Origin of the sequence: Micromonospora halotolerans, assembly GCF_032108445.1 — a bacterium.
GTDB lineage: Bacteria > Actinomycetota > Actinomycetes > Mycobacteriales > Micromonosporaceae > Micromonospora > Micromonospora halotolerans.
The window spans coordinates 3,692,236-3,715,877 of the sequence record NZ_CP134876.1 but is presented as its reverse complement, the minus strand read 5'-3'; the positions used below and the strand labels follow the sequence as shown (position 1 = coordinate 3,715,877).

General features: G+C 72.7%; 29 protein-coding genes and 1 pseudogene. 16 read left to right on the top strand and 14 right to left on the bottom strand.

The genetic code is table 11. The features are described from left to right. Nucleotides 1-60: 60 nt before the first annotated feature. From RMN56_RS17675 to RMN56_RS17660, 4 genes are all read right to left on the bottom strand, one after another. Nucleotides 61-501, bottom strand: a complete 441-nt coding sequence (locus tag RMN56_RS17675) for a PPOX class F420-dependent oxidoreductase (protein ID WP_313718551.1) — start codon at nt 499-501, stop codon at nt 61-63. 4 nt (nt 502-505) lie between these two features. Further along, nucleotides 506-1,531: an aspartate-semialdehyde dehydrogenase gene (locus RMN56_RS17670; protein WP_313718550.1), complete on the bottom strand. Its 1,026-nt coding sequence runs from the start codon at nt 1,529-1,531 to the stop codon at nt 506-508. 280 nt (nt 1,532-1,811) lie between these two features. Continuing rightward, the gene (locus RMN56_RS17665; RefSeq protein WP_313718549.1) at nt 1,812-3,158 is read right to left on the bottom strand and encodes a M16 family metallopeptidase; all 1,347 of its coding nucleotides are present in this window, start codon (nt 3,156-3,158) and stop codon (nt 1,812-1,814) included. Further along, the gene (locus tag RMN56_RS17660; protein WP_313718548.1) at nt 3,155-4,447 is read right to left on the bottom strand and encodes a M16 family metallopeptidase; all 1,293 of its coding nucleotides are present in this window, start codon (nt 4,445-4,447) and stop codon (nt 3,155-3,157) included. Before RMN56_RS17660 ends, RMN56_RS17665 begins: the two co-directional genes overlap by 4 nt. Nucleotides 4,448-4,528: 81 nt before the next feature. On the opposite strand from RMN56_RS17660, the gene RMN56_RS17655 reads away from it, so the two are divergent. Further along, nucleotides 4,529-5,251 (top strand): phosphodiesterase, encoded by a 723-nt coding sequence (locus tag RMN56_RS17655; RefSeq protein WP_313718547.1) that lies wholly within the window; start codon nt 4,529-4,531, stop codon nt 5,249-5,251. Here RMN56_RS17655 and RMN56_RS17650 read toward each other — a convergent pair. Next, nucleotides 5,218-5,433: a hypothetical protein gene (locus RMN56_RS17650; protein WP_313718545.1), complete on the bottom strand. Its 216-nt coding sequence runs from the start codon at nt 5,431-5,433 to the stop codon at nt 5,218-5,220. The two genes, RMN56_RS17655 and RMN56_RS17650, sit on opposite strands and share 34 nt — an antisense overlap. Nucleotides 5,434-5,698: 265 nt before the next feature. On the opposite strand from RMN56_RS17650, the gene RMN56_RS17645 reads away from it, so the two are divergent. Genes RMN56_RS17645 through RMN56_RS17635 form a run of 3 tightly spaced genes read left to right on the top strand, consistent with a single transcriptional unit; the run spans nt 5,699 to nt 7,309 of the window. Further along, nucleotides 5,699-6,784, top strand: coding sequence for a 3-deoxy-7-phosphoheptulonate synthase (locus tag RMN56_RS17645; protein ID WP_313718544.1), 1,086 nt, complete (start codon nt 5,699-5,701; stop codon nt 6,782-6,784). Between the two features lie 39 nt (nt 6,785-6,823). Then, entirely contained in the window at nt 6,824-7,057 is a 234-nt protein-coding gene (locus RMN56_RS17640; protein WP_376787325.1) for a hypothetical protein, read from the top strand. Between the two features lie 42 nt (nt 7,058-7,099). Continuing rightward, on the top strand, nt 7,100-7,309 hold the full coding sequence (locus RMN56_RS17635) for a hypothetical protein (RefSeq protein WP_313718540.1): 210 nt from the start codon (nt 7,100-7,102) through the stop codon (nt 7,307-7,309). Between the two features lie 58 nt (nt 7,310-7,367). Here the strand turns inward: RMN56_RS17635 and RMN56_RS17630 are convergent, their stop codons facing one another. Genes RMN56_RS17630 through RMN56_RS17620 form a run of 3 tightly spaced genes read right to left on the bottom strand, consistent with a single transcriptional unit; the run spans nt 7,368 to nt 8,561 of the window. Then, entirely contained in the window at nt 7,368-7,907 is a 540-nt protein-coding gene (locus RMN56_RS17630; RefSeq protein WP_313718538.1) for a DUF1360 domain-containing protein, read from the bottom strand. Nucleotides 7,908-7,938: 31 nt separating this feature from the next. After that, complete coding sequence (locus tag RMN56_RS17625) at nt 7,939-8,262, bottom strand: hypothetical protein (protein WP_313718537.1); 324 nt, start codon at nt 8,260-8,262, stop codon at nt 7,939-7,941. Then, nucleotides 8,262-8,561: a DUF6158 family protein gene (locus RMN56_RS17620; RefSeq protein WP_313718536.1), complete on the bottom strand. Its 300-nt coding sequence runs from the start codon at nt 8,559-8,561 to the stop codon at nt 8,262-8,264. The genes RMN56_RS17625 and RMN56_RS17620 overlap by 1 nt, the downstream gene beginning before the upstream one ends. A gap of 122 nt (nt 8,562-8,683) precedes the next feature. Between RMN56_RS17620 and RMN56_RS17615 the strand changes: the two genes are divergently transcribed. Beyond that, nucleotides 8,684-9,103 (top strand): hypothetical protein, encoded by a 420-nt coding sequence (locus RMN56_RS17615; RefSeq protein ID WP_313718535.1) that lies wholly within the window; start codon nt 8,684-8,686, stop codon nt 9,101-9,103. Between the two features lie 25 nt (nt 9,104-9,128). Further along, nucleotides 9,129-9,458 (top strand): DUF3817 domain-containing protein, encoded by a 330-nt coding sequence (locus tag RMN56_RS17610; RefSeq protein ID WP_313718534.1) that lies wholly within the window; start codon nt 9,129-9,131, stop codon nt 9,456-9,458. Nucleotides 9,459-9,467: 9 nt separating this feature from the next. Here RMN56_RS17610 and RMN56_RS17605 read toward each other — a convergent pair whose 3' ends face one another. Then, the gene (locus RMN56_RS17605; RefSeq protein WP_313718533.1) at nt 9,468-9,983 is read right to left on the bottom strand and encodes a DUF6232 family protein; all 516 of its coding nucleotides are present in this window, start codon (nt 9,981-9,983) and stop codon (nt 9,468-9,470) included. A 493-nt stretch (nt 9,984-10,476) separates the two neighbouring features. Here RMN56_RS17605 and RMN56_RS17600 point away from each other — a divergent pair, with 493 nt between their 5' ends. Next, nucleotides 10,477-11,445 carry a C40 family peptidase gene (locus tag RMN56_RS17600; RefSeq protein ID WP_313718532.1) on the top strand — a complete coding sequence of 323 codons (969 nt, stop codon included), beginning with the start codon at nt 10,477-10,479 and terminating at the stop codon, nt 11,443-11,445. Nucleotides 11,446-11,513: 68 nt separating this feature from the next. Here RMN56_RS17600 and RMN56_RS17595 read toward each other — a convergent pair whose 3' ends face one another. The 3 genes from RMN56_RS17595 to RMN56_RS17585 form a co-directional block, all read right to left on the bottom strand. After that, nucleotides 11,514-12,503, bottom strand: coding sequence for a sigma-70 family RNA polymerase sigma factor (locus RMN56_RS17595; protein WP_208602949.1), 990 nt, complete (start codon nt 12,501-12,503; stop codon nt 11,514-11,516). A gap of 460 nt (nt 12,504-12,963) precedes the next feature. Next, the gene (gene murQ, locus RMN56_RS17590) at nt 12,964-13,911 is read right to left on the bottom strand and encodes an N-acetylmuramic acid 6-phosphate etherase (protein WP_313718531.1); all 948 of its coding nucleotides are present in this window, start codon (nt 13,909-13,911) and stop codon (nt 12,964-12,966) included. Then, entirely contained in the window at nt 13,908-14,822 is a 915-nt protein-coding gene (locus RMN56_RS17585; RefSeq protein ID WP_151461072.1) for a MurR/RpiR family transcriptional regulator, read from the bottom strand. Before RMN56_RS17585 ends, murQ begins: the two co-directional genes overlap by 4 nt. Before the next feature lie 302 nt (nt 14,823-15,124). On the opposite strand from RMN56_RS17585, the gene RMN56_RS17580 reads away from it, so the two are divergent. Beyond that, entirely contained in the window at nt 15,125-15,865 is a 741-nt protein-coding gene (locus RMN56_RS17580) for an SDR family NAD(P)-dependent oxidoreductase (RefSeq protein ID WP_313718530.1), read from the top strand. Here RMN56_RS17580 and RMN56_RS17575 read toward each other — a convergent pair. Then, nucleotides 15,850-16,581 carry a dTMP kinase gene (locus RMN56_RS17575; RefSeq protein ID WP_313718528.1) on the bottom strand — a complete coding sequence of 244 codons (732 nt, stop codon included), beginning with the start codon at nt 16,579-16,581 and terminating at the stop codon, nt 15,850-15,852. The genes RMN56_RS17580 and RMN56_RS17575 overlap by 16 nt on opposite strands. A 152-nt stretch (nt 16,582-16,733) precedes the next feature. Here RMN56_RS17575 and RMN56_RS17570 point away from each other — a divergent pair, with 152 nt between their 5' ends. The 5 genes and pseudogenes from RMN56_RS17570 (at nt 16,734) to RMN56_RS17550 (ending at nt 19,145) form a co-directional block, all read left to right on the top strand. Then, entirely contained in the window at nt 16,734-17,315 is a 582-nt protein-coding gene (locus tag RMN56_RS17570) for a nucleotidyltransferase (RefSeq protein WP_262284675.1), read from the top strand. A gap of 56 nt (nt 17,316-17,371) precedes the next feature. Beyond that, nucleotides 17,372-17,581 (top strand): hypothetical protein, encoded by a 210-nt coding sequence (locus tag RMN56_RS17565; protein WP_313724773.1) that lies wholly within the window; start codon nt 17,372-17,374, stop codon nt 17,579-17,581. Between the two features lie 13 nt (nt 17,582-17,594). Then, nucleotides 17,595-18,369: pseudogene (locus RMN56_RS17560) on the top strand (metallophosphoesterase family protein). Then, entirely contained in the window at nt 18,360-18,506 is a 147-nt protein-coding gene (locus tag RMN56_RS17555; RefSeq protein ID WP_165949678.1) for a GPGG-motif small membrane protein, read from the top strand. The pseudogene RMN56_RS17560 and the gene RMN56_RS17555 overlap by 10 nt, the downstream one beginning before the upstream one ends. A gap of 144 nt (nt 18,507-18,650) precedes the next feature. After that, nucleotides 18,651-19,145, top strand: a complete 495-nt coding sequence (locus tag RMN56_RS17550; RefSeq protein ID WP_313718523.1) for a TspO/MBR family protein — start codon at nt 18,651-18,653, stop codon at nt 19,143-19,145. Between the two features lie 36 nt (nt 19,146-19,181). Here the strand turns inward: RMN56_RS17550 and RMN56_RS17545 are convergent, their stop codons facing one another. Continuing rightward, nucleotides 19,182-19,955, bottom strand: coding sequence for a peptidoglycan DD-metalloendopeptidase family protein (locus RMN56_RS17545; protein WP_313718521.1), 774 nt, complete (start codon nt 19,953-19,955; stop codon nt 19,182-19,184). Nucleotides 19,956-20,217: 262 nt separating this feature from the next. Between RMN56_RS17545 and RMN56_RS17540 the strand changes: the two genes are divergently transcribed. From RMN56_RS17540 to RMN56_RS17530, 3 genes are all read left to right on the top strand, one after another. Then, nucleotides 20,218-21,558 carry an ABC transporter substrate-binding protein gene (locus RMN56_RS17540; RefSeq protein ID WP_313718519.1) on the top strand — a complete coding sequence of 447 codons (1,341 nt, stop codon included), beginning with the start codon at nt 20,218-20,220 and terminating at the stop codon, nt 21,556-21,558. Nucleotides 21,559-21,629: 71 nt separating this feature from the next. After that, on the top strand, nt 21,630-22,676 hold the full coding sequence (locus RMN56_RS17535) for a carbohydrate ABC transporter permease (RefSeq protein ID WP_313718518.1): 1,047 nt from the start codon (nt 21,630-21,632) through the stop codon (nt 22,674-22,676). A gap of 1 nt (nt 22,677) precedes the next feature. Next, on the top strand, nt 22,678-23,637 hold the full coding sequence (locus RMN56_RS17530; RefSeq protein WP_313718517.1) for a carbohydrate ABC transporter permease: 960 nt from the start codon (nt 22,678-22,680) through the stop codon (nt 23,635-23,637). The last annotated feature ends 5 nt before the right edge of the window (nt 23,638-23,642 follow it).

Below are 23,642 nucleotides of genomic sequence, written 5' to 3'. Positions count from 1 at the left end.
GTGTCGGCACCGCGGTCTACCCGGCCGCGCGGGCGAGGTAACCCGGGGGGCGGCCGGCGGTCAGCCGCGCGGTGGCATCCCGTAGAGCCGGTCGACGTGCAGCCGCACCACCAGCCGGCGCTCGGCCACCATGGCGCGCCGGAAGTCGTCCCAGTCCGGGTGTTCGCCCTGCACCGCCCGGTAGAGCCCGACCAGTTCCTCGACGGTCGGGTCGTCCGGCCGCTCGGCCACCGGGGTCAGCTCGGCCCGGCCCTCCGCCACCGCGTACGCCCAGCCGTCCTCGCTACTGACGTGGAAGCTGGCCCGGGGATCGCGGCGCAGGTTCGCGGTCTTCGCCCGGCCGTCGGTGACCGAGATCCGGATCAGCCCGGCGTCCCGGTCGAAGGAGTGGACCACCGTGGACAGTTGGGGCCGGCCGTCGCGCTTCAGGGTGGCGAGCACGCCGAGCCGGCGGCTCGCCACGAGATCGGTCAGGGCCTGCCGGGTCCGCTCGTCCGCCACGGGGTCAGCGCCCTTCCGCCGCGACGAGTTCGGCGATCTGCACGGCGTTGAGGGCCGCGCCCTTGCGCAGGTTGTCGTTGGAGCAGAACAGGGCCAGGCCGTGCTCGACGGTCTCGTCGGCCCGGATCCGCCCGACGTAGGTCGGGTCCTGGCCGGCCGCCTCCAGCGGGGTCGGCACCTCGGAGAACGCCACGCCCGGCGCGCCGTCGAGCAGCTCACGCGCCCGGGCCGGGGTGATGGGGCGGGCGAAGCGCGCATTGATCTGGAGCGAGTGGCCGGTGAAGACCGGCACCCGGACGCAGGTGCCGCTGACCTTGAGCCCGGGGATCTCCAGGATCTTCCGGCTCTCGTTGCGCAGCTTCTGCTCCTCGTCGGTCTCGAAGGAGCCGTCGTCGACGATCGAGCCGGCCAGCGGGAGCACGTTGAAGGCGATCGGGCGGGCGAACGAGCGCGGCGCGGGAAACTCCACGGCCGCCCCGTCGAAGGCGAGCCCGGCGGCGTGCTCGGCGACCTTGCGGACCTGCTCGTCCAGCTCGGCCACGCCGGCCAGGCCGGCACCGGACACCGCCTGGTAGGTGGCGATCACCAGGCTGACCAGCTCGGCCTCCCGGTGCAGCGGGCGCAGCACCGGCATGGCGGCCATGGTGGTGCAGTTCGGGTTGGCCACGATGCCCTTGGGCCGGTCGGCGACGGCGTGCGGGTTGACCTCGGCGACCACCAGCGGCACCGCGGGATCCATCCGGTACGCCGAGGAGTTGTCGATGACGACCGCACCGGCCTCGGCGACCCGGGGGGCCAGCTCCTTCGCGGTGCCCTTGCCCGCCGAGAAGAGCACGATGTCCAGGCCGCGGTAGTCCGCGGTGGCCGCGTCCTCGACGGTGACCTCGCCGTCGCGCCAGGGCAGCGTGCGCCCGGCCGACCGGGCCGAGGCGAACAGCCGCAGCTCCTCCGCCGGGAAGTCGCGCTCCGCCAGCACCTGCCGCATCACGCCACCGACCTGGCCGGTGGCCCCCACAATGCCGATCCTCATGCCCGCGAGGCTACCCAGCCGGGCGGGGGCGGCGGGAAGCCTTTCCCAGCGCGCGGGCCGCCGGCCGCCGGCCGGGCCCTTCGCCGATCGGGCCGTCGACCTGCAACCGCACCGGCCGGCGGTGGGCCGCGGGTGGAGAATCCCCCGCCAACCGGGGTCCGGGCCGCAGCATCCGCGTCCACCGGCCGCACGCGCGGCAGCCGCGCGACGCGACGCGAATCACATCCCGGGGGCCCAGGCGTGGCGGTGTCCGGCCGACACCGCCACGCACCCGAGCGGGTCAGGACCGGTGGTCGACCACGTCGCCGAGGCCGGCGGCCACCAGCTCGTCCCGGATCACCGCCGCGTCGCCCTCGACGACCAGGGTGAGCGACTCCGGGTGCAGGTGGGCGGCGGCCGCCGCGGAGACCTCCTCGACGGTCGCGGCGAGCAGCGCCTCGCGCAGCCGGGCGTGGTAGTCGTCCGGCAGGTCGTGCACGACCAGGGTGGTCAGCGCCGAGGCGATGGCCCGGGGGCTCTGCAGCTCCACGGAGAGCTGACCGGCCCGCCAGGAGCGGGCCACCGCCAGCTCGTCCTCGGTCACCCCGGTCAACCGGGTACGCGACACCTCGCCGACCGCCTCGACCAGGGCCGGCGCGGTCACCGCGGTCTGCACCCCGGAGCTGATGGCGAACCGGCCGAACCGGCGGGACGACGCGAAGTCGCCCCGGATCCCGTACGTGTAGCCGCGCACCTCGCGGATCAGGTGGTTGAGCCGGGAGGTGAAGGCCCCGCCGAGCACCGTGCCGGCCAGCGTCATCGGCACGTGGTCCGGGTGGGCGCGGTGCGGCGACGGGTGCCCGAGGCGGAGCGTGGACTGCACCGAGCCGGGACGGTCGACCAGGATGATCCGCCGCCGGTCGGACAGCGTCACCCCGATCGGGCCGCCCTTGTCGGCCGCCGCGCCACCGGCCCCGGTGAACACCGTCGCGGCGAGCGCGTCGAGGTCGATCCGATCCAGGTCACCGGCGACGATCAGCGTGCCGGGGCGGATGAACCACTCGGAGTGGAAGACGGTCACGTCGTCCACGTCCAGGCCGGCCACGCTCTCCGGGTCGCCGTACATGGGGCGGCCCCAGCGGTTGTCCGCGCCGAACAGCTCGGCGCGCAGCACGGCGTCGGCCCGCGGGCCCGGGTTGGCCCAGTCCATCCGCAGGGCGGTCACCTCGTCGTCGCGGACCCGCCGCACGTCGGCCGGGTCGAGCTTCGGCGTCCGCACCGCCTCGGCGAGCAGTTCCACGGCCGCGCCCAGCCGGTCCACCGGCACCTGCACGCTGACCTGGAACGAGTCCCAGTCCAGGCCGGTCACCAGCTCGGTGCCGAGCGCCTCGATGGCCAGGGCGTACGCGGTGGCGTCCCGCTGCGCGGTGCCCTCCTCCAGCGCCTTGGCCAGCACCCCGCCGAGCCCCTCCTTGCCGACCGGCTCCCGGCCGGCGCCGCCGTCGAGCAGCAGCAGCGCGACGGCGAGGTTCTGCCCGGGCAGGTGCGCGGCGACGACCTGCCCACCGGCGGCGGACCGGCGGACCACCTGCGGGAACCGGTAAGGGCGCGCGGCACCCGGCCCGGGACGGGCGGCGATCAGCGTCATGAGGTCTCCTCGGGCAGGTAGGTGAGGGTCGCCCGGTCGGCCGGGCCGAGCAGCTCGGCGGCCTGCTCGGCGATCTCCTCAGCGGTGACGGCGAGCCAGGCGGGCAGCCGCTCACCGATCTTCGCCGGGTCGCCGAACTGGGTGGCGTACCGGCCGAGGACATCGGCCCGGCCATCCACCGTGGACATGTGCCGCCACCACTGGGTGCTCAGCAGCGCCTTGGCCCGGTCCAGCTCGGCGCCGGTCACCGGCACGGTGGTCAGCTCGTCCACCACCTCGGTCAGCCCCTCGCGCAGCCGGTCGCCGGACACCCCGGGACGGGCCGTGGCGGTGGCGATCAGCGGCGCCGGGGCGTGCGCCAGGTCCACCCCGTACGCCCCGACCAGGTCCGGCTGGGCGATCCGTTCCCCGTCGGCGAGGCGCTGGTAGAGGCGGCTCCCCCGGCCGGTGCCCAGCACGGTGGCGAGCACGGTCGTCACGTCGTATCCCGGGGTGCCGTAGGGGTGGGTGCGGTGCGCGACGTAGACACGGGGGGCGGGCACGTCGGCGGTGACCGTCTCCACGGCGGGCCGCCCGGTGGCCGCGACGGTACGCCCGTCCGGGGCCGCCGGGATGTCCTCGCGCGGCGGCAGCCCGCCGAAGTACTTGTCGGCCAGCGCGAACACCTCGGTGGCGGTGGTGTCGCCGACCACGGTGAGCACCGCGTTGTTCGGCGCGTAGTAGGTGCGGTGGAACGCCTGGAACGTGGCCAGGTCGGCGGCGTTCAGGTCGGCCATCGAGCCGATCGTGGCGTGGTGGTAGGGATGCCCGGGCGGATAGAGCAGCGGCAGCAGCCGCAGCCACGCGTCGCCGTACGGCACGTTCTCGTAGCGCTGGCGGCGCTCGTTCTTCACCACGTCCCGCTGGTTGTCCAGCGTCTCCTGGGTCAGCGCCGGGACGAGCCCGCCCATCCGGTCGGCCTCCAGCCAGAGCGCCAGCTCCAGGTGCTCGGCCGGGACCGTCTCGAAGTAGTTGGTCCGGTCCGGGTTGGTGGTGGCGTTGAGCGAGCCGCCGGAGCCCTGGATAAGCCTCATGTGCTCGGTCTTCGCCACGTTGACCGAGCCCTCGAACATCAGGTGCTCGAAGAGGTGCGCGAAGCCGGTCTGGCCCGCCGGCTCGTGGCGGGAACCCACGTCGTACCAGATGTTCACGGCGACGGCGGGAGCGGTGCGGTCCTCGCTCACCACCACGCGCAGACCGTTGTCCAGTCGGGTCGTCTCGATCGGCCAGGGGTAACCGCTGTCGGGCATGGCACGACGCTATCCGATCTCGCGGGCGGAAAGGTGACGTGCGGGGAGCATCGCCGCCGCGCGGCGGGGTACTCGCCCGGCATGTCCTCCCCCGCATCGTCCGCGGTCGAACGCGCCGCCGCCGCGCTGGCGCGGCTCCGGCGTGGCCGGTTGCTGCACCCGGCCGGCCGCACCTTCTCCGCCGAGGTCCTCATCTGGGGTACGCCGGGACCGCCCACCGGCGTGCCGCTGCTCGACCTGCCGAGCCGGTGGCCGGCGACGGTCCGCCTGTCGAAGGGCGTGCCCACGCCCGGGAGCTGGCCGGACGTGCTGGGTGTCGGCATCCGGCTGCACCGCGACCCGGAGCCGCCGGTGGACCTGCTGGCCAGTTCCAGCGCCGCCCCGCCGGTGCTGCGCCACCTGCCGCTGCCCCGGCGCGGTTTCACCGGGACGTACAGCTCGATCATGTCCTTCCGGGCCGGCCGCCGGCGGCTGTACCTGGCGGTGCTGGCCGACCCGGACTCGCCGGACCTGGGCCGCGGCCTGGCCGGGCTTCCGGCGGTGGCCGGCGACGACGGGCCGCGGCTGGTGCTGGCGGTGGCCTCCGCGGTCGGGCCGTGGCGGCCGTTCGGCGAGGTACGCCTGGACGGCCGGCGCGGCGCCCGTGAGGACGTAGCGCTGGCCTTCGACCCGATCGGGAACGTGCCGCCGGGGGTGCGGCTGACCGGCCCGCTGGCCTGGTTGCGGGCCACCACCTACCGGGGGTCGCGGCGGGCCCGCGGCGCCTCCGCTCAGTCGGGAGGCTCGACGGGGGTGACGGTCTGATCGGAGGTCCGGTGCTCCAGGAGCGTGTCCGGCGCGGCGTTCCGGTCCTCCTCCCGGATGTCGGATTCGGCGAGGATCGCGTCGGCCTGCGCCTCGGGATCCTCGCTGCCCACCGCCGCCTCCTCGGGCAGCAGGTGGGCGCGGGACTCGATGCGGTCCTGGTCGCTCTGGTCGTGGCTCATGCCGTCCTCATACCCCCGCCGGGGCGTGCCGTACCCGACGAGCGGGTGGGACCCGCCCGGCCCGTCGGGTACGCTGACGGGCGTGACGCGGTCGTATCGATGGTTTAGGCAGCCGGCTGGAGGAGCCGGTGACTCGACCATGAGCTGACGTCACTTCCTCTTCGAGCCGGCCGGGCAGGGATGATTCCCTGCCCTTTCGCTTTTCGAGCAGCCGGCTCGATCCCGGGCGCCGGCCCCGGGCACGGTCGGCGGAAGGAACCCCACCGTGACGACCCCGGACGCCCATCGGGTCATCGACCAGCGGATCGACCGTGTCGTGCCGCTGACCACCCCGGCCCTGCTGCACCACCACCTGCCCCTGGAGCACTCCCTCGCCGAGGCCGTGGTGGCCGGCCGGCGTGCCGTCGGCCGGGTGCTGGACCGCGCCGACGACCGGCTGCTGGTCGTGGTCGGCCCCTGCTCGGTGCACGACCCCGCCGCGGCCCTGGAGTACGCGGGCCGGCTCCGCCAGGTCGCCGACCGGCTCGCCGACGACGTGCTCGTGGTGATGCGGGTCTACTTCGAGAAGCCGCGCTCGACCGTGGGCTGGAAGGGCCTGATCAACGACCCGGGCCTGGACGGCTCGGGCGACGTGAACACCGGCCTGCGCACCGCCCGGGCGCTTCTGCTCGACGTGCTGCGGCTGGGCCTGCCGGTGGGCTGCGAGTTCCTCGACCCGATCACCCCGCAGTACATCGCCGACACGGTGGCCTGGGGCGCGATCGGCGCCCGGACCGTGGAGAGCCAGGTGCACCGCCAGCTCGCCTCCGGCCTGTCCATGCCGATCGGCATGAAGAACCGCCCCGACGGCAGCATCTCCACCGCGGTGGACGCGATCCGGGCGGCCGGCGTGCCGCACGTCTTCCCGGGCATCGACGTCTCCGGCATCCCGGCGATCATGCACACCCGGGGCAACGCCGACGGTCACCTGGTGCTGCGGGGCGGCGGTGGCCGGCCCAACTACGACGCGGAGTCGGTGGCGGGGGCGCTGGACCTGCTGCGCGCGGCCGGGCTGCCCGAGCGGGTGGTGATCGACGCCAGCCACGCCAACAGCGGCAAGGACCACCGCAACCAGCCGGTGGTCGCCGCCGACGTGGCCGCCCAGCTCGCCGCCGGCCAGCGCGGCATCGTCGGCATCATGCTGGAGAGCTTCCTCCAGCCCGGCCGCCAGGACCTCGACCCCACCCGCGAGCTGGAGTACGGCAAGTCGGTGACCGACGCCTGCATCGGCTGGGACACCACGGCCGACGTCCTCGACCACCTCGCCCAGGCGGTCCGCGCCCGCCGGGCCACCCTCCCCGCCCCCGCCTGAGCGGTGGTGGGGACGTTTGACCGATTCGGGCCCGGGTAGCTGGTCGGCGTGACCGACGACGCGCCCGTGACCGAGCAGCCGGACACCCGGCAGCTCGACGAACTGCTCGACGACATCTTCCGTGGCCAGGAGCGGATGAGCCAGGCGGACATCTACCGCCGGGCGGTGGCCGCCGAACTCCCCGCCGATCTGCTGTCCCGGATCGACTCGCTGCCCGAGGGCGAGTACGCGGTCGACGAGGCGGCCGACCTGCTCGGCGGGACCGTGGCCTGAGCCATCCGGCGGACGCGGCCCGAGGACGGAGAGGACAGCGCGATGACCGACCGCAACGAGGAACACGAGCACCCCCCGGCGCTCGGCCAGCCACCCGAGGGCACCGACACGCTGCCCGATCCCGACTTCGCCGGCGAGCACGACCAGACGGCGGTCTCCGACGACGTCATCACCGGCGAGGACCGCGACGAGCGGGAGCCCGAGGCGTCGCGCGGCTGGGCCGGCGAGGACCACGGCACCACCCCGACCTGAGGCGGGAACGTGAGAAGGGGGCCGGCGCGGTGCGCCGGCCCCCTTCTTCGTCGTGCGGTCACTCCTTGCGGTGCCCGCCCTCGGCGGCCTGCTGGGCCACCGCGTACCCCATCTGGAGGAAGTCGGAGGCGGCCACCGCGGTCAGCGCGGTGGCGACGAGCCGGGTCAGCCGGGGCGCCAGCACCAGCCCGCCGGTGAGGCCCGTGGCGACCCAGACCGCCAGGCAGAACGGGCAGCTCAGCAGCTCGCCGACGGCGTGCCGGGTGGGGCTGCCCTGGTCGCGCACCTGTTCCATCACCTCGCCGCTGCCGATCGGGTGGTCGTAGCGGGTGAACGGCGCGCGGAGCGGGCTGGTGATCGCGTCCTTGGAGAGCAGCCGGCTCAGCTTGTGGGTCGCGATGGACAGCAGCACCACGTCCGCGGGCGCGGGCCGCTCCGGCACCGGGCGGCCGGTCGCCTTGACCAGGCCGACCAGCGACGCGGTGACGGCGCCGTACGTGCCCATGGCCGCCAGGTAGCCGCCCAGCGGCCGGTGCTCGTGCGGCGCGTACGCCTGGCGCAGCCGCGCCACCTTCTGCTTCAGGCCACTCCCGGTCACCCGGCCTCCTCTGCTCGTCGTGGCGACCGGCTCAGCCGGCGTTCAGGTTGTCGGACACCTCGCGGGCGAGGTTGGACAGGATCTCGTCGGCCATGCCGTGGTCGGTGCCGTTCAGGTCGAGCCGGACCCGGGCGCCCCCGGCGTCGGCCGGCTCCACGTCGATGTCCGCGGACCAGCCGGCGGACTGGGAGCTCCAGCGGGCCCGCATGTCCTCGGCGTCGACCACCTCCACCTGGTGGGTGCCGGAGCGGCGCAGCTCCTCGGGCAGCCAGGCCGACGACCGGTCCGGGTCGGTGGCGGTGTTGAACACCACTTCGGGGGGCGCGGACATGCCGCGCTCGGCGTGGTTGCTCATCAGGCGTCCCGGAGCCGGCTCGGGTCGACCTCCCGGCCCGGGTTGCGGGCCAGGTACTCGGTCTCCAGCTCGGCGGTGCGTCGCAGGTGGTTGGCGAGCGCCGAGTCGGTGGCGTGCCGGAGGGTGTCCAGGCGGGTCCGGTGCAGGCTCTGCATCTCCCGGATCAGGTCCTCGTCGCCGAGCTCGGCGGGGTCCACCCCGAGCAGCTCACCGTCGACCTCGTGGGTGCGCGCGTGATCGCCGTCCCACTCGGTCACCCGTTGCTCCGGGCTGGCGTCACGGCGTACTGATTCGGTCATCGTCGCCCCCTCGTCTCGTTCGGGCTGGCGTCTAGACGGATGCCCAGCCGGGGTGCCACCAAACCCGACGCGGCTACGACACCGCGTCGGAGACGGCCGGTGGGCCCGGTACCCTCGATGGCATGAGGCGGCTCTGGACACCGGCGTGGATCGCTCGCCACGTGGCCATGGTCGTGCTGGTGGTGGGCTTTCTCGGGCTGGGCTGGTGGCAGGTGACCCGGGCCGCCGGGGGCAACACGCTGAGCTTCGGTTACGCGATCGAGTGGCCGGTGTTCGCCGCCTTCGTGGTCTTCGTCTGGTGGCGTGAGCTGCGGCACACGGTGCGGGCGGCGCGCGAGGAGGGGGCCACCCCGGCGCCGCCGGCGGCCGCCGACGCCGAGCCGGCCGCCGCCACCCCGGCGGTACGCCGTCCGGTGCGGGTCAGCCGGGTGCCGGTCGCCCCGACCGGCGGGGCCGACGACGGCGAGCTGGCCGCGTACAACCGCTACCTTGCATGGTTGAACGCCAACCCGGGCGCGAGGCCCGGCGACTATCCCGGCTGAGGCCGGTGCGGAAGGACGGACGACGGTGGGCGGAGCCTTTACCCGGTACCGCGTGATCGCCTGGATCGTGGGCGTGGCGCTGGTGGTGCTGGTCCTGATCGGCATGCCGCTGAAGTACGGCTTCGACAACCCGACCGTGGTGGCCGTGGTCGGCACCGCGCACGGCTGGCTCTACATGATCTACCTGGCGCTCACCTTCGACCTGTCGCGCCGGGCCGACTGGCCGCTCAAGCGGATGCTGCTCGTGATGCTCGCGGGCACCGTGCCGTTCGTCTCGTTCTACGCCGAGCGCCGGGTGAGCCACTGGATGGCCGCCGAGCGGGCGACCCGGACCCCGGAGCCGGTGGCCGGCTGACCCGGCCGGTCAGCGGTTCGGCCGCCACGCGTCGGCCGCCGGCGGGGCCCATCCGCCGTGGCGCGCGCCCTCCCGGGCGCGTTGCAGGGCCCGGGTGACCTGGCCGAACTGCCGCTCGTTGTCGCTGCTGAACAGCAGCACCTCGGTGCCGCGGAGCCGGCCCCACAGCTCGTACGACGGGGGCCGCCAGCGGTCCCCGATCAGCACGAGCAGCAGCGGCAGCAACCCGACCGCGCCCAGCGTGAGGTACGCGGCCGCGGTGAGCCGTTGCAGCCCGCCGGTGAAACCGAGCAGCACACCGACGCCGCCGATCAGGGCCGCGGACACGGCGACCGCGCGGAGGGCGAGGCGGTCGTGCGGCCCGCGGGCGGTCCAGAGCTGGGTGATCTCGGCGACCGGCCAGCTGTTGCGGCCCACGGTGAAGCGCTCGCCGGTGACGACGATGCCCGGCCGGGCGTAGAGCAGGGTGGCGGAGGGCGCGCCCGGGGACCGGGGCGGGCGGGTGGTGGAGCCATCGGTCTGCACGGCGGCCTCCCAGGATTCGCGGGTCGGGCCGCCGCGCCGTCGGCGTTGCCGCACGGCGGGATTCCCGAACTCCGCGCTTCATTGTGTTGGGGGCGCGCCACCGGACCGGGCGTTCTCCCTGGCCACGCGCCTGGAGCCGGACCCGGCAGTCGCCGGAAAACGGGAGCGATTTCCATCTTTGTCATCATTTGGCGGCGCGTTGCCTGGCGACATCCGCCCAGAACGACGAATCGGGCCACTGGTGCGATCCGCCCACCCGGCTCCGGCGCCGCGACGGCGCGCCTGCGAAACGGTCACGAAGCGTCACCGGCATCGGCGGCACTTCCTGACACTTTGCCAACTTTCGCCCCTGCTTCAACTCCCCGTCACTCCGGTCACGGGTTAGGTTGGGCAGGCCGGTCCGGTCGACCGCCATCCACCCGGATGGCCCCGGGCCGGTGTCGCCGGGTGGCACGCGCCGCACCGGCGAGAGTCGGAGAGGAGCTTTCCGCTCTTGTCGTCCTTACGGATCCTGCTGCGCTCGCTGGCGGTGGCGGGCCTGTCGGCCGCGCTGCTCGCCCCGGCGTCGGTGGCTCGGGCCGAGCCCACCCCCGCCGAGCTGACGAAGCAGATCGAGAAGTCCTCGACTGAGCTGGAGCGAATCGTCGAGTCGTACAACAAGCTCAACGAGGAGATCAAGGCCAACAAGGCCACCGCAGCCACGTTGCAGGCCAAGATCGGCCCGTTGCAGGAGCAGGCCGAGCGGAGCCGCGCCGACGTGGGCGTCCTCGCCGCGACGGCGTACAAGACCGGGGGCATGCGCACCGTGCAGGCCCTGCTGGAGCCGGGCGGGCCGGCCACCCTGCCGGACCGGCTGGGCACCCTGGACCAGCTGACCCGCCAGCGGCAGCAGACCATCAGCGGCTTCACCGAGAGCCAGCGCCGGCTCATCGACCAGAAGACCCGGCTCGACGCCACGCTGGCCCGGGAGGCCGCGCAGGCCAGGCAGCTGACCGCCGGCAAGAAGAAGATCGAGGCGGACCTGGCCCGCCTCTACGAGCTGCGCCGCAAGGCGTACGGCCGGGCCACCGAGGCGCCCGCGCGGTCCAGCTCCGCCGGCAGCGCCCCGGCCGTCTCCGGTTCCGCCGGCGTGGCCGTGCGCTACGCCTACGGCGCGATCGGCAAGCCGTACGGCTACGGCGACGACGGCCCCGGCAGCTACGACTGCTCGGGTCTGACCCTGGCGGCCTGGCGGGCCGCCGGCAAGTCCCTGCCGCACAACGCGGCCATGCAGTGGAACGCCACCTCCCGGATCAGCCGCGGCTCGCTGCAACCGGGCGACCTGGTGTTCTACTCCGGTCTCGGGCACGTGGCCCTCTACGTGGGCGGCGGCCAGATCATCGACGCGCCCAGCGCGGGCCGGAACGTCAACAAGCGCGACATGGACATCATGTCCATCGCCGGCTACGGCCGGGTGCGCTGACCCGGACGGCGAACGGCCGGCGTCCCCCTATCGGACGCCGGCCGTTCGTTCAGTCCATTACTACCAGCTCAGGCCGCCTGCAGCCCCTCGGCCCGGGCCAGCTCGCGGAGCCGGCCGAGGGCCTGGATCTCCAGCTGGCGGATCCGCTCCCGGGAGAGCGAGAACCGCGAGGCGACCTCGGTCAGCGAGTGCTCGCGCCCGTCCTCCAGGCCGTAGCGGGCCCGCATGATGCCGGCCGAACGGTCGTCGAGGTGGTTGAGCAGACCCTCGATCCGCTGCCGCTCCAGGCCGGTGAGGACGATCTCCTCCGGCGACGGGGCGTCGCTGTCGGCGACCAGGTCGCCGAGGTTGGTGTCGCCGTCGTCGCCCACCGGGGTGTCCAGCGAGACGGTGTCCTGCGACCAGCGCCGCAGCTCGTTGACCCGCTCGACGGTGACGCCGAGCGCCGCCGCGATCTGCTCCGGCTCCGGGTCGCTGCCCAGCTCACGGGTGAGCTGCCGGGCCACGTTGCGCATCCGGTTGACGTCCTCGACCAGGTGCACGGGCAGGCGCACGGTGCGCTCCTGCTGGGCGATCGCCCGGCTGATGGCCTGGCGGATCCACCAGGTCGCGTAGGTGGAGAACTTGTAGCCCCGCTCGTAGTCGAACTTCTCGACCGCGCGGACCAGGCCGGTGTTGCCCTCCTGGATCAGGTCCAGCATGGGCATGCCCGACCGCACGTAGCGGCGGGCGATCGAGACGACCAGTCGCAGGTTGGCGCGGATGAAGAGGTCCTTCGCGCGCTCCCCCTCGACGACCAGCCGCTCCAGGTCCTCCCGGTCGACGCCGGCGGGGACGCGGTCCTCGCCGAGCAGGTGCTCGGCGTAGAGGCCGGCCTCGATCGCCTTGGAGAGATCGACCTCCTTGGCGGCGTCCAGCAGCGGCGTCCGGGAGATCTCGTGCAGGTAGACGCCGACCAGGTCCCGCTCCTCGGCGACCTCGTCGGTACGCATGCCGATGTTCTTGTCCACGATTGCCACGGTCCCCTCGCTCGCGCCGGTTGCCCGGTTCCTTGCCATCCCCACGTTCATCAGCCCTCCCCGTAACCTCCGCTGTGCCCGTAGGTGCTGACACCTACACAACAGATGAGACGCGTCGGGGATTCCATGTCGTGAGTCGAAACTGTCACGAATGCCTGAGTAGTAGCTGAGAGCCCGGTCCATGTTTGCTGTCAGGACCCCTGCCCGGGTGGCTCGCGTACGCCCCGGTCGGAGGGCGTCGGAGCAGCGGAATCGCCGTCCGCTCAGGGAATCGCACCATTGCGAATTCCATGAACACAGCGACCCGCGTCACCGCGTCATTGCGATCCTGGTCACTGCGAGATACGCGCTCGCAGGCCGGTCGGTTCAGCCACGGGTGAGGATTACCCCACGGCAGGTTGAACAATCCGCAGGGCCGGAGCCGTCCCCGCCCGCCACGTGACGCGCGTCGCACCCGTGGTGCGAAGGCGGCCGGGAGGGGATCCGGCCGGCGGAGGCGTCAGGAGGCGAGCAGGGCGAGCGCGCCGCGCACCTGGTCGGCGGAGCGGGCCAGGGCGGCCCGGGCGGCGGAGACCTCGGCGCCGGAGACCAGCGAGACGAGGGCGGTCTTCAGGTCGCCGTCGGCCTCGTTGAGGGCGCCGCGGCACACCTCCTCGGCGCACCCGGTCGCCTCCATGAGGATCGAGATCATCCGGCCGCGCAGCTTCGCGTTGGTGGCCACCATGTCGATCATCAGGTTCGAGTAGACCCGGCCGAGGCGCACCATGACCGCCGTGGAGAAGGTGTTCAGCACCAGCTTCTGCGCGGTGCCCGCCTTCATGCGGGTCGACCCGGTGACCACCTCGGGTCCGGTGTCCACCCCGATGAAGACGTCCACCGACCCGGCGGCGTCGGCCTCCGGATTGGCGCAGAGCAGCACGGTCGCGGCCCCCTGCGTCCGGGATGCGGCGAGCGCCCCGAGGACGTACGGGGTGCGCCCGCTGGCCGCCAGCCCCACCACCAGGTCGCCGGGGCGTACGCACTCGGCGGCCTCGGCGGCGCCGCCGCGCTCGTCGTCCTCGGCATCCTCGACGGCCCGCCACATGGCCTCCGGGCCACCGGCCAGGTGGGCGCAGAACCAGTGCCGCGGCGAGTTGAAGGTGGGTGCCAGTTCGGCGGCGTCGAGCACCCCGAGGCGGCCGGAGGTGCCGGCGCCGAAGTAGTGCACCCGGTTCCCGGCGCGCAGCGCGGCGACGGCCAGGTCGACGGTCTCGGCGATCTCGTCGAGGACGGCGGCCACCGCGGCGGGCACCCGCCGGTCCGCCTCGTTGATGACGGTGAGGACGTCCCGGGTCGACATGAGATCGAGGTCGACGCTGTGCGGGTTGCGCCGCTCGGTGGGGGCGCCCACCCGGACCACGGGCCGCACGGCGGCCATCTCCTCCGGCTCCACCCGGCCCGCGGTCATGCCCGCCTCCGGCCGGCACCCACCCGGTGCGACTGGACCGCCTCGGCGGTCGCCTCCAGGGCCTTCCTGGCCTTGGCGCGGTTCCGGGCGGCCACCCCGACGAAGAGGCAGTCGACCACGGTCAGCTGGGCCAGCCGGCTGGCCATCGCGCCGGAGCGGTAGGTGGTCTCCCGGGCCGCGGTGGTCAGCACGTGGTCGGCGACCTCGGTGATCGGCGAGCGGGGGAAGTTGGTCAGCGCGACCGTGGTGGCGCCCCGGGCGCGGGCCTGTTCGAGCACCTCGATGACGTCCGAGGTGGTGCCGGTGTGCGAGATCCCGACCGCGACGTCGCCGCGGCCGAGCAGGGCGGCCGAGGTGAGGGCGGTGTGCACGTCGGGGAAGTAGAAGGCGGTGCGGCCGATGCGGTGCAGCTTCTGCTGGAAGTCCGACGCGACGAAACCGCTCGCGCCGGCGCCGTATACGTCGATCCGGCCGGCCGCGACGATCGCCTCGACCACCTGCTCGCAGACGGCGGGGTCGAGCTGCTCGGCGGTCTCCTCGACGGCCCGCGCGTCGTTGAACGCGATGGTGGCGATGATCTGCGCGAGGTCGGCGCCGGGCGGGATGTCGCCGCCCACCACCCGGGCGTCCGGTGGCTCGATCCGGCGGGCGGCCTCGGCGGCGAGCCGGATTCGCAGCTGCGGGTAGCCGTCCATGCCGACCGACCGGCAGAACCGGATGACGGTGGCCTCGGATGTCTCGGCGGCGGTGGCGAGATCCGTGATGGTGCGCCGGGCGGCGTCGGCCGGATCGGAGACGACCAGCCGGGCCACCCGCTGCTCGGCCGGGGACAGCGAGGGCAGCAGGCCGCTGATGTGGACGATCAGTCCACCGGGCTCGTGACTCGCAGAAATCTTCGGACTCTTCGCCACGGATGAAACTTACTTTCATGAGGCGTGACCGTCAACCATGACGGCGCGTATCCGGAAAAGTACCGCGTTCCGCGCCCGCTTCCCGTGCCAAGGGTCCCATTCCCGCAGCCCGGCCGCCTCCCCCGCTCCGGTCGACTCCCTCGCGCCGGCCGGCGGCCGGCTCGGCCGTCGCGCCCGCCGGGTCGGCCGGACGGCCTCGCCGAGGTCACCGGTCGGACGGGCCCGCCGGGGCGAGGAGCATTGACCAGCCCAGATGCCTGCCCCGGTCACCGCCCGGCCGGCCGGGCGGCTAGCGTGGGCGCATGGCGGAGCGCACGGTGCTGGTGACCGGGGGCACGGGCGGGCTGGGCGGTGCGGTCACCGCCGCCTTCCTGGAGGCCGGCTGGCGGGTGGTCGTACCCGGCCGGGCGGGTGGCGGGACGGCGCCGGCGGCCGGACCGGTCCCGGCCGGACGGCAACCTCAGCCCGGCGCGCCTGACGCCGCGCCGCGACCGGAAGCCGTCACGGCGGACCTGCTGGACCCCGACGGGGTCGCGCGGGCCGTGGCCGTCGCCACCGGAGAGCCGGCCGCGCCGCTGCGGGCCGTGGTCAACCTGGTCGGCGGGTACGCCAGCGGCGGCCTGGTGCACGAGACCCCGATCGAGGAGTTCGACCGGATGCTGCGGCTCAACCTGCGGCCCACGTACCTGGTCACCCAGGCCGCGCTGCCGCACCTGCTGGCGGCCGGCGGCGGCGCGGTGGTCTGCGTGGCGGCGCGGGCCGCGGTGGCGCCGTTCCCGGGCGCCGCCGGCTACGTCACCGCCAAGGCGGCCGTGCAGGCCTTCTCCAACGCCGTGGCCGTGGAGTACCGGCAGCGCGGGGTACGCAGCAACACCGTGCTGCCCAGCGTGATCGACACCCCGGCCAACCGGGCCGCCCAGCCCGACGCCGACCACCGCCGCTGGGTCCCGCCGGCCGAGATCGCCGCGGTGATCCGCTTCCTGGCCTCCGACGAGTCGGCGCCGACCAGCGGGGCGAGCATCCCGGTCTACGGGCGGGCCTGAGCCGGCACCGGTTCGCCGCGCCCGGCCCCGCCCGACGGCGGCCCGGTGCCGTCCCGGCCCGGCCCGGCCGCGGCCGGCGGGTCGCCCGGGAGCCACTCGGTCAGGTGCGCCCGGATCCGGTGGGACACCTCCTCCGGCGTGCCGCTGCCGTCCACCACTACGAAGCTGCCGTACTCCGGCAGGGTCCGGTACGCGGTGGCCGCGGCGCTGAGCCACCGCATGCTCTCGTGGTCGGTACCGCGCCGCTCGATCCGCCGGTACGCCTCGGCCGGGTCCAGGGTGAGCAGGAAGGTGACCCGGGGCGGCGGGAAGACCCGGTAGCCGGCCCGGGCCAGCCGCTCCCAGCGCTGCCCGCCGTGCGCCCGGATGCTGGCGTACTGGCAGGCGGACCAGCGGTCCATCACCGCCGTCCGGCCGGTGACCAGGCAGGTCACCAGGGCGAGCGCGATGGCCAGCCAGCGGAGCACGGACTCCACGGCGAGCAGCCCGTTGCGGCCGACGAGCCGCTGCGCGTCGGGCCGGCCGACCCGCTGGGCGAGCCGGCCGAGCCAGCGGCGACCGCCGGCGTTGCGGTGGTAGGTGGCGGGATGGCCCGCGGCGGTGAGCGCCTCGGCGAGCCGGTGGGCCTGGGTGGTCTTGCCCGAGCCGTCGATGCCGATCAGGGCGACGGCGCGCAGTCGGGCCCTGCCGCGCCGCACCCGCAGTGACCTGACCACCCTCCCGAGGTTATCCGACCCGTGCTCGCCTTCGGTGGTTTGTCCGGATTGTCACTGGCACGCCGGGGCGCGCCCTCAACAGGTGTGGCCGAACCGTTCGCCGGGTACGCAACTTCATTCCCACCGCCACCTACGACGACGGGAGACCCAGAATGGCCGAGCGCGGGGACGAGACCCTGGTGCACACGCTCAAGAAGGTCGCCGCCGTGCTCAAGCAGTCCGAGATTCCCTTCGCGCTCGGAGGCAGTTTCGCCGTGTACGCCCACGGCGGCCACTCCAGCGACCACGACGTGGACTTCCTGATCCGGCAACAGGACGTGGACCGGGCCCTGGAGGCCCTGGTGGAGGCCGGCTTCACCGCCGAGCGCCCGCCGGAGGACTGGCTGGTCAAGGTCTACGACGAGGGCCGGATGGTGGACCTCATCCACCGGCCGATCGAGACTCCGGTCACCGAGGAGACGTTCGCCGACACCATCGTGCGGCCGGTCGACGCCATCCACATGCCGGTGCTCTCGGCCAGCCAGCTCATGGTGCACAAGCTGCTGAGCTTCTCCCAGCACTACTGCGACTTCGCCCGGGCCCTGCCGCTCGCCCGCTCGCTGCGGGAACAGATCGACTGGGAACGGGTACGGAAGGAGACGCAGCACTCGCCGTACGCCGAGGCGTTCCTGGTGCTGCTCGACCGGCTCGACGTGCTGCCCGGCGGCGCGTCCGGAGTGAGGGAGAACCCGTGACCGCACACCACGGCGATCCGCCGCCCGACGAGTACGTCGAGGCGGAGATCCAGAGCATGTTGGCCGAGGACCCGGACGTCGCCGAACAGGGCATCACCGTGGTGCGCCGCGAGCGCGGCCTGGTCCTGTACGGCGAGGTGGAGAGCCCGCACCGGCGCGAGGAGATCCTGCGCCGGGTGGCCGAGCGCTTTCCGGACCTGCCGGTCACCAGCGACATCGGCGTGATCCGTAAGCAGGCGCCCACCCAGGTGGAGGAGCTGCCGTGAGGGAGGTTCGACCGTGATCCGCATCGCCGCCGTCGGCGACGTGCACCTGGACGAGGACGTGGTCGGCCGGTTCCGGCCGGCACTGGAGGAGCTGCCCGACTGCGCCGACGCGCTGCTGCTCGCCGGGGACCTGACCCGGCACGGCACCGAGTCCGAGGCGCGCTGCGTGGCCCAGGAGTTCGGCGACCTCGGCGTGCCGGTCATCACCGTGCTCGGCAACCACGACCACCACTGCGACGAGGTGCCGCAGGTGGTGAAGGTGCTGGAGGACGCCGGGATCACCGTCCTGGAGGGAACCGGCGTCGTGGTGGAGTGCGCCGGCGGCCGGCTCGGCGTGGCCGGGGTGAAGGGGTTCGGCGGCGGGTTCGCCGGGCGGTGCGCCAGCGACTTCGGCGAGCCGGAGATGAAGGCGTTCGTCCAGACGACCAAGGACAGCGCGGACTCCCTGGCCGCGGCGTTGCGCGGGCTCGACTGCGACGTGCTGGTCGCGCTCACCCACTACTCCCCCGTGCCGGACACCCTCGCCGGCGAGCCCCTGGAGATCTACCCGTTCCTCGGCTGCTACCAGCTCGGCCAGGCCATCGACTCGGCGCCCACCGCGCTGGCCCTGCACGGGCACGCCCACCACGGCACCGAGCGGGGCACCACCCCGGGCGGCGTCCGCGTCCGCAACGTCGCGCACCCGGTCATCAAGCAGGCCTACAGCATCTTCCACCTCGGTGATCAACTGGACTGAGAAGCAGGTTTCCCGGATCCGACGAACGGGTATCCGGCCGACATGGAGCTGATTCTCTGGATTCTCGCAGTCGTACTGGTGGTCGCCGGCATCCTCGCGCTGTTCCGCCGGCAGATCCTCTGGGGCATCGTCCTCATCGTCGTCGGCCTGCTGGTGGGGCCGGGAGGCGTCAGCATCTTCAACAATTAGCCGTCGACCTCCCACCACCCCTGACCCGCCGGGGTCGTCGGGTCCGGAAGCTCCGTCCTCCCAGACAGGGGCATCCGGACCCGGCGACCCCGGCGCCATGCTGCCGGCCGGTTTGCCTCCCCGAACCGGCGGGCATCCCGTGGCATGACGATCTCGGGGACCATCCGGCGGGTCGGGCGCGGCCGGAGGTGGTGGGCGCTGCTGGGCTTCGGCGCCGCGGTGACCGTCGCAGCGGCCGTCGGCGCGCTCGGCGTGCGCAACACCCAGGAGGAGTACGCCGATCTCGCCCAACCGGCGTGGGCACCGCCGCCGTGGCTCTTCGGCCCGGTCTGGACCGTCCTCTACGGGCTCATCGCGGTGTCCGGCTGGCTCGTCTGGCAGCGGACCGGCTGGGGGCCGGCGCTCGGCGCCTGGGTCACCCAGCTCGTGCTGAACGCGCTCTGGACCCCGCTCTTCTTCGGCGCCGGCCGCTACGGGCTGGCGTTCGCCGACCTCGTGCTGATGTGGCTGGCCATCGGGGTGACCGGGGCGCTGTCCTGGCGGGTGTCCCGGCCGGCGGCGCTGCTCCTGCTCCCGTACGGGGCCTGGGTGACCTTCGCCGGCGCGCTCAACCTCGCCATCTGGCGGCTCAACGGGTGAGGGGCGCGGGGCGGTCGGCCCCGCGCCCACCACGGGTCAGCAGCGCGGCACGCCGGGGATGTAGCCGTCGTAGCCGGTGTAGACGTACGCGTCGGAGATGAACCGGCCGGAGCCGATCCGGTCCCAGATCGAACTCGTGCCGTAGGTGCCGGTGACGCTGGTGCCGCTGGTCTGGCAGTAGATGGTGACGCCGGCGCCGTCGGCCACCGAGCCGACCGCGCTGTAGCCGGTGCCCGGGCCGGAGCGCACCGTCAGGGCCGCGCCCGCGGTGTTCACCGTGCCCGCCCCGGTGTTCGACCCGGAGCAGCCGTTGTCGCTGGTGTAGGTCTTCGTGCCCCAGTAGAGGGCGAGCGCCCCGTTGAACCGGACCTGGATGTCGTTGCCGTTCAGCCGCTGCTCGTAGTGCAGGTGCGGGCCCGTGGAGCCGCCGGTGCTGCCCACGTAGCCGATGACCCGGCCGTAGCCGACGGTCTGCCCGACGGAGACGTTGAAGCTGCTCAGGTGGGCGTAGTAGGTGGTGTATCCGTTGCCGTGGTCGATCCGCACGTACTTGCCGTAGCTGGTGCCGCCCAGGTCGGTCACCCGGTCGACGGTGCCGGGCGCGCTGGCCACCACCGGGTCGCCCAGGTCGTCGGTGCGGTTGAAGTCCACGGCGTAGGCCGGGCTGTGGTCCGAGCGGGTCTGGCCGGACCAGGCCTGGTTGCAGGGGAACGGAACCTTGAACGTCGGCGCGGCCATGGCCGGCGCCGCCGGGATCAGGGCCACGAGGACGGCGGTCACCGCCGCGAGGCTGAACCAGCGTTTGCGCATCCACTGCCTCCTATGTTGAAAGCTTTCGATCTGGTAGGGACAGGGTGGCAGAAAGTTCCATCGATGGGAAGGGGTCCCACCTGGGATCGGTCAGCGCAGCGTGGGAGCGTGCCCACGGCCGGTGAGCGGGTTTCGGGATTGTTACCGGGCCGTGTCCGGCAGGGGGTGGACCCGGCGGGATGCAAGCGCTTACATGTGGGGACGACCATCGGACCGGCGCGGGTTCGATTTCCCCCACGCGCCGGCAAGGAAGGAGATCGGCATGGCGTTTGCCAGATCGCGCCAGGCGCTCGCGATCGCCGGCGTGCTGGGGCTGGCGCTCGGCGTCACCGCCTGCGGCACCGGAAACGACAAGAAGAGCAGCAAGGCGAGCTCGCCCGAGTGCGCCGCTTACGAGAAGTACCAGGGTCACGACGGCAAGAAGGTCACGATCTACTCGTCGATCCGGGACATCGAGGCCGACCGCCTGGACCAGTCCTGGAAGCAGTTCGAGGACTGCACGGGCATCGACATCGACCACGAGGGCTCGGGCGAGTTCGAGGCCCAGATCGGCGTCCGGGTGGACGGCGGCAACGCCCCCGACCTGGCCTTCATCCCGCAGCCGGGCCTGCTCAAGCGGTTCGTCGACTCGGGCAAGATCAAGGAGGTCGGCGCCGACACCAAGGCGCTGGCCGAGCAGAACTTCTCCCCCGACTGGCTGAAGTACAGCACTGTCAACGGCAAGCTCTACGGCGTGCCGCTCGGCTCCAACGTGAAGTCCTACGTCTGGTACTCGCCGAAGACCTTCAAGGAGAAGGGCTGGTCCGTCCCGACCACCTGGGACGAGCTCATCGCCCTCAGCGACAAGATCGCGGCGAGCGGCACCAAGCCGTGGTGCGCGGGCATCGAGTCCGGTGACGCCACCGGCTGGCCGGCCACCGACTGGATCGAGGACGTGCTGCTGCGCACCCAGGGGGTGGAGGTCTACGACCAGTGGACCACCCACGGCATCCCGTTCAACGACCCGAAGGTCGCCGACGCGGTCAACAAGGCCGGCACCATCCTCAAGAACGAGAAGTACGTCAACGGCGGCTTCGGCGGCGTGAAGAGCATCGCCACCACCTCCTTCCAGGAGGCCGGCACGCCGATCACCACCGGTAAGTGCGCCATGCACCGCCAGGCGTCCTTCTACGCCAACCAGTGGCCGGAGGGCACCAAGGTGGCCGAGGACGGCGACGTCTTCGCGTTCTACTTCCCGGCCGTCGACCCGGCCAAGGGCAAGCCGGTGCTGGGCGCCGGTGAGTTCGTCTCGGCCTTCGCGGACCGTCCCGAGGTCCAGGCGGTGCAGACCTACCTGGCCTCCGGCGAGTACGTCAACAGCCGCGCCAAGATCGGTGACTGGCTGTCGGCGAACAAGAAGCTCGACATCAACAACGTCCCGAACCCGGTGGACAAGCTCTCCGTGCAGATCCTCCAGGACCCGAAGACCGAGTTCCGGTTCGACGGTTCGGACCTGATGCCGGCCGCGGTCGGCGCGGGCACCTTCTGGAAGGGCATGGTCGACTGGATCAACGGCAAGGACACCACCACGGTGCTGAACGGCATCGAAGGCAGCTGGAAGTGATCTGAGGCGGTGGCCCGGTCCGCGTCGCGGACCGGGCCACCGCCCGCAACCGAACCCCTGAGGGAGGGTCGATGGAGTTCGACTTCGCGGCGGAACAGCCGAAGTTCCTCATGCTGATGTACGGGCTGATCGCTTTCGTCGCGGTGGTGGGCGGGCTGCTCCTGCTCCTCGACGTGGTGCCGGCCTGGTTCGACCGCCGCCGGGAGGAGCGGCTGATCGCGGCCGTGGCCAGCGGCGCGCCCCTGCCCCGCCGGCGCAAGCCACGGGAAGGCCTGTTCGCGCTCTTCTTCCTGTTGCCGACACTGCTGTTGATCGCCGTCGGGCTGGTGGTGCCGGCGATCCGCACCACCCTCCTCTCGTTCATGGACAAGGACAGCAGCGACTGGGTGGGCCTGGCCAACTACAGCTGGCTGTTCTCCGAGGACTCGATCGTCCGGGTGCTGATCAACAGCCTGATCTGGGTGCTGCTGGTTCCGCTGGTGGCCACCGCGTTCGGCCTGATCTACGCCGTCCTCGTGGACAAGGCCCGGTTCGAGTCGGTGGCCAAGTCCCTGATCTTCCTGCCGATGGCGATCTCCTTCGTCGGCGCCGCCATCATCTGGAAGTTCGTCTACGCGTACCGCGGCGACGGTGACCAGATCGGCCTGCTCAACCAGATCGTGGTCAGTCTCGGCGGGGAGCCGAAGCAGTGGCTTCTGGAGTCGCCGCTGAACACCTTCCTGCTCATCGTGATCATGATCTGGATCCAGGCGGGCTTCGCCATGGTGGTGCTCTCCGCCGCCATCAAGGCCATCCCCGCGGACATCGTGGAGGCGGCCCGGCTCGACGGCGTCAGCCCCTGGCAGATGTTCTGGCAGATCACCATGCCGAGCATCCGGCCGGCGGTGATCGTCGTGGTGGTGACGCTGTCGATCGCCACGCTGAAGGTCTTCGACATCGTCCGTACCGCCACCAACGGCAACTACGACACCAGCGTCATCGCGAACGAGATGTACAACCAGGCGTTCCGTTACGGCGAGCCCGGGCAGGGCTCCGCTCTCGCGGTCGTCCTCTTCGTCCTGGTCATCCCGATCGTGATCTACCAGATCCGCAACCTGCGCCAGCAGCGGGAGGGCTGACATGACCACCGCCACCCCCACCGTCGGAGCCGGCGTCCAGGCCACTGCGACGCCCGGCCGGGCCGCCCGGGTCCGCAAGCGGCTGAACAGCCGCACCGCCACACTGGTCTCGATCGTGCTCGCGCTGCTCTGGACGGTCCCGACCTTCGGCCTGTTCATCTCCTCGTTCCGGCCCGAGAACCAGATCAAGACCACCGGCTGGTGGACGTTCTTCAGCGACCCGCAGTTCACGCTGGAGAACTACCAGGAGGTGCTGTTCAGCACCGGCTCATCCGGGCAGCTCGCCAGCTACTTCATCAACTCCCTCGCCATCACCATCCCGTCGGTGCTCTTCCCGATCGCCTTCGCCTCACTGGCCGCGTACGCGCTGGCGTGGATCAACTTCAAGGGGCGGGACTGGGTCTACATCGCGATCTTCGCGATGCAGATCGTGCCGCTGCAGATGGCGCTCGTGCCGCTGCTGAAGTTCTTCTCCACCGGCGTCACCATCGCCGGGATCCAGGTGCTCCCCGCCTGGGACCTGGTCGACGAGCAGAAGTTCGCCCAGGTCTGGTTCGCGCACACCTGCTTCGCGCTCCCGTTCGCCGTCTACCTGCTGCACAACTTCATCTCGCAGCTGCCCGGCGAACTGATGGAGTCGGCCCGGGTCGACGGCGCCACCCACCCCAAGATCTTCCGGACCATCGTCCTACCGCTGATCACCCCGGCGCTGGCCGCGATCGGCATCTTCCAGTTCCTCTGGGTCTGGAACGACCTGCTGGTCGCGCTGATCTTCGCGGGTGGCGGCGACGAGACCGCCCCGCTGACCGTCCGGCTGGCCGAGCTGGCCGGCACGCGGGGCAACGAGTGGCAGCGGCTTACGGCCGGCGCATTCGTGTCGATCGTCGTACCGCTGATCGTGTTCCTGTCCCTCCAGCGCTTCTTCGTGCGGGGTCTGCTCGCCGGCAGCGTCAAGGGCTGATCCGC

Bases quoted from the DNA above. Each gene is read 5' to 3' on its own strand.
- RMN56_RS17670 (WP_313718550.1), bottom strand. From the start codon at position 1,531: ATGAGGATCGGCATTGTGGGGGCCACCGGCCAGGTCGGTGGCGTGATG.
- RMN56_RS17665 (WP_313718549.1), bottom strand. From the start codon at position 3,158: ATGACGCTGATCGCCGCCCGTCCCGGGCCGGGTGCCGCGCGCCCTTAC.
- RMN56_RS17660 (WP_313718548.1), bottom strand. From the start codon at position 4,447: ATGCCCGACAGCGGTTACCCCTGGCCGATCGAGACGACCCGACTGGAC.
- RMN56_RS17655 (WP_313718547.1), top strand. From the start codon at position 4,529: ATGTCCTCCCCCGCATCGTCCGCGGTCGAACGCGCCGCCGCCGCGCTG.
- RMN56_RS17650 (WP_313718545.1), bottom strand. From the start codon at position 5,433: ATGAGCCACGACCAGAGCGACCAGGACCGCATCGAGTCCCGCGCCCAC.
- RMN56_RS17635 (WP_313718540.1), top strand. From the start codon at position 7,100: ATGACCGACCGCAACGAGGAACACGAGCACCCCCCGGCGCTCGGCCAG.
- RMN56_RS17625 (WP_313718537.1), bottom strand. From the start codon at position 8,262: ATGAGCAACCACGCCGAGCGCGGCATGTCCGCGCCCCCCGAAGTGGTG.
- RMN56_RS17620 (WP_313718536.1), bottom strand. From the start codon at position 8,561: ATGACCGAATCAGTACGCCGTGACGCCAGCCCGGAGCAACGGGTGACC.
- RMN56_RS17615 (WP_313718535.1), top strand. From the start codon at position 8,684: ATGAGGCGGCTCTGGACACCGGCGTGGATCGCTCGCCACGTGGCCATG.
- RMN56_RS17595 (WP_208602949.1), bottom strand. From the start codon at position 12,503: ATGGCAAGGAACCGGGCAACCGGCGCGAGCGAGGGGACCGTGGCAATC.
- murQ (WP_313718531.1), bottom strand. From the start codon at position 13,911: ATGACCGCGGGCCGGGTGGAGCCGGAGGAGATGGCCGCCGTGCGGCCC.
- RMN56_RS17580 (WP_313718530.1), top strand. From the start codon at position 15,125: ATGGCGGAGCGCACGGTGCTGGTGACCGGGGGCACGGGCGGGCTGGGC.
- RMN56_RS17570 (WP_262284675.1), top strand. From the start codon at position 16,734: ATGGCCGAGCGCGGGGACGAGACCCTGGTGCACACGCTCAAGAAGGTC.
- RMN56_RS17565 (WP_313724773.1), top strand. From the start codon at position 17,372: ATGTTGGCCGAGGACCCGGACGTCGCCGAACAGGGCATCACCGTGGTG.
- RMN56_RS17555 (WP_165949678.1), top strand. From the start codon at position 18,360: ATGGAGCTGATTCTCTGGATTCTCGCAGTCGTACTGGTGGTCGCCGGC.
- RMN56_RS17550 (WP_313718523.1), top strand. From the start codon at position 18,651: ATGACGATCTCGGGGACCATCCGGCGGGTCGGGCGCGGCCGGAGGTGG.
- RMN56_RS17545 (WP_313718521.1), bottom strand. From the start codon at position 19,955: ATGCGCAAACGCTGGTTCAGCCTCGCGGCGGTGACCGCCGTCCTCGTG.
- RMN56_RS17540 (WP_313718519.1), top strand. From the start codon at position 20,218: ATGGCGTTTGCCAGATCGCGCCAGGCGCTCGCGATCGCCGGCGTGCTG.
- RMN56_RS17535 (WP_313718518.1), top strand. From the start codon at position 21,630: ATGGAGTTCGACTTCGCGGCGGAACAGCCGAAGTTCCTCATGCTGATG.
- RMN56_RS17530 (WP_313718517.1), top strand. From the start codon at position 22,678: ATGACCACCGCCACCCCCACCGTCGGAGCCGGCGTCCAGGCCACTGCG.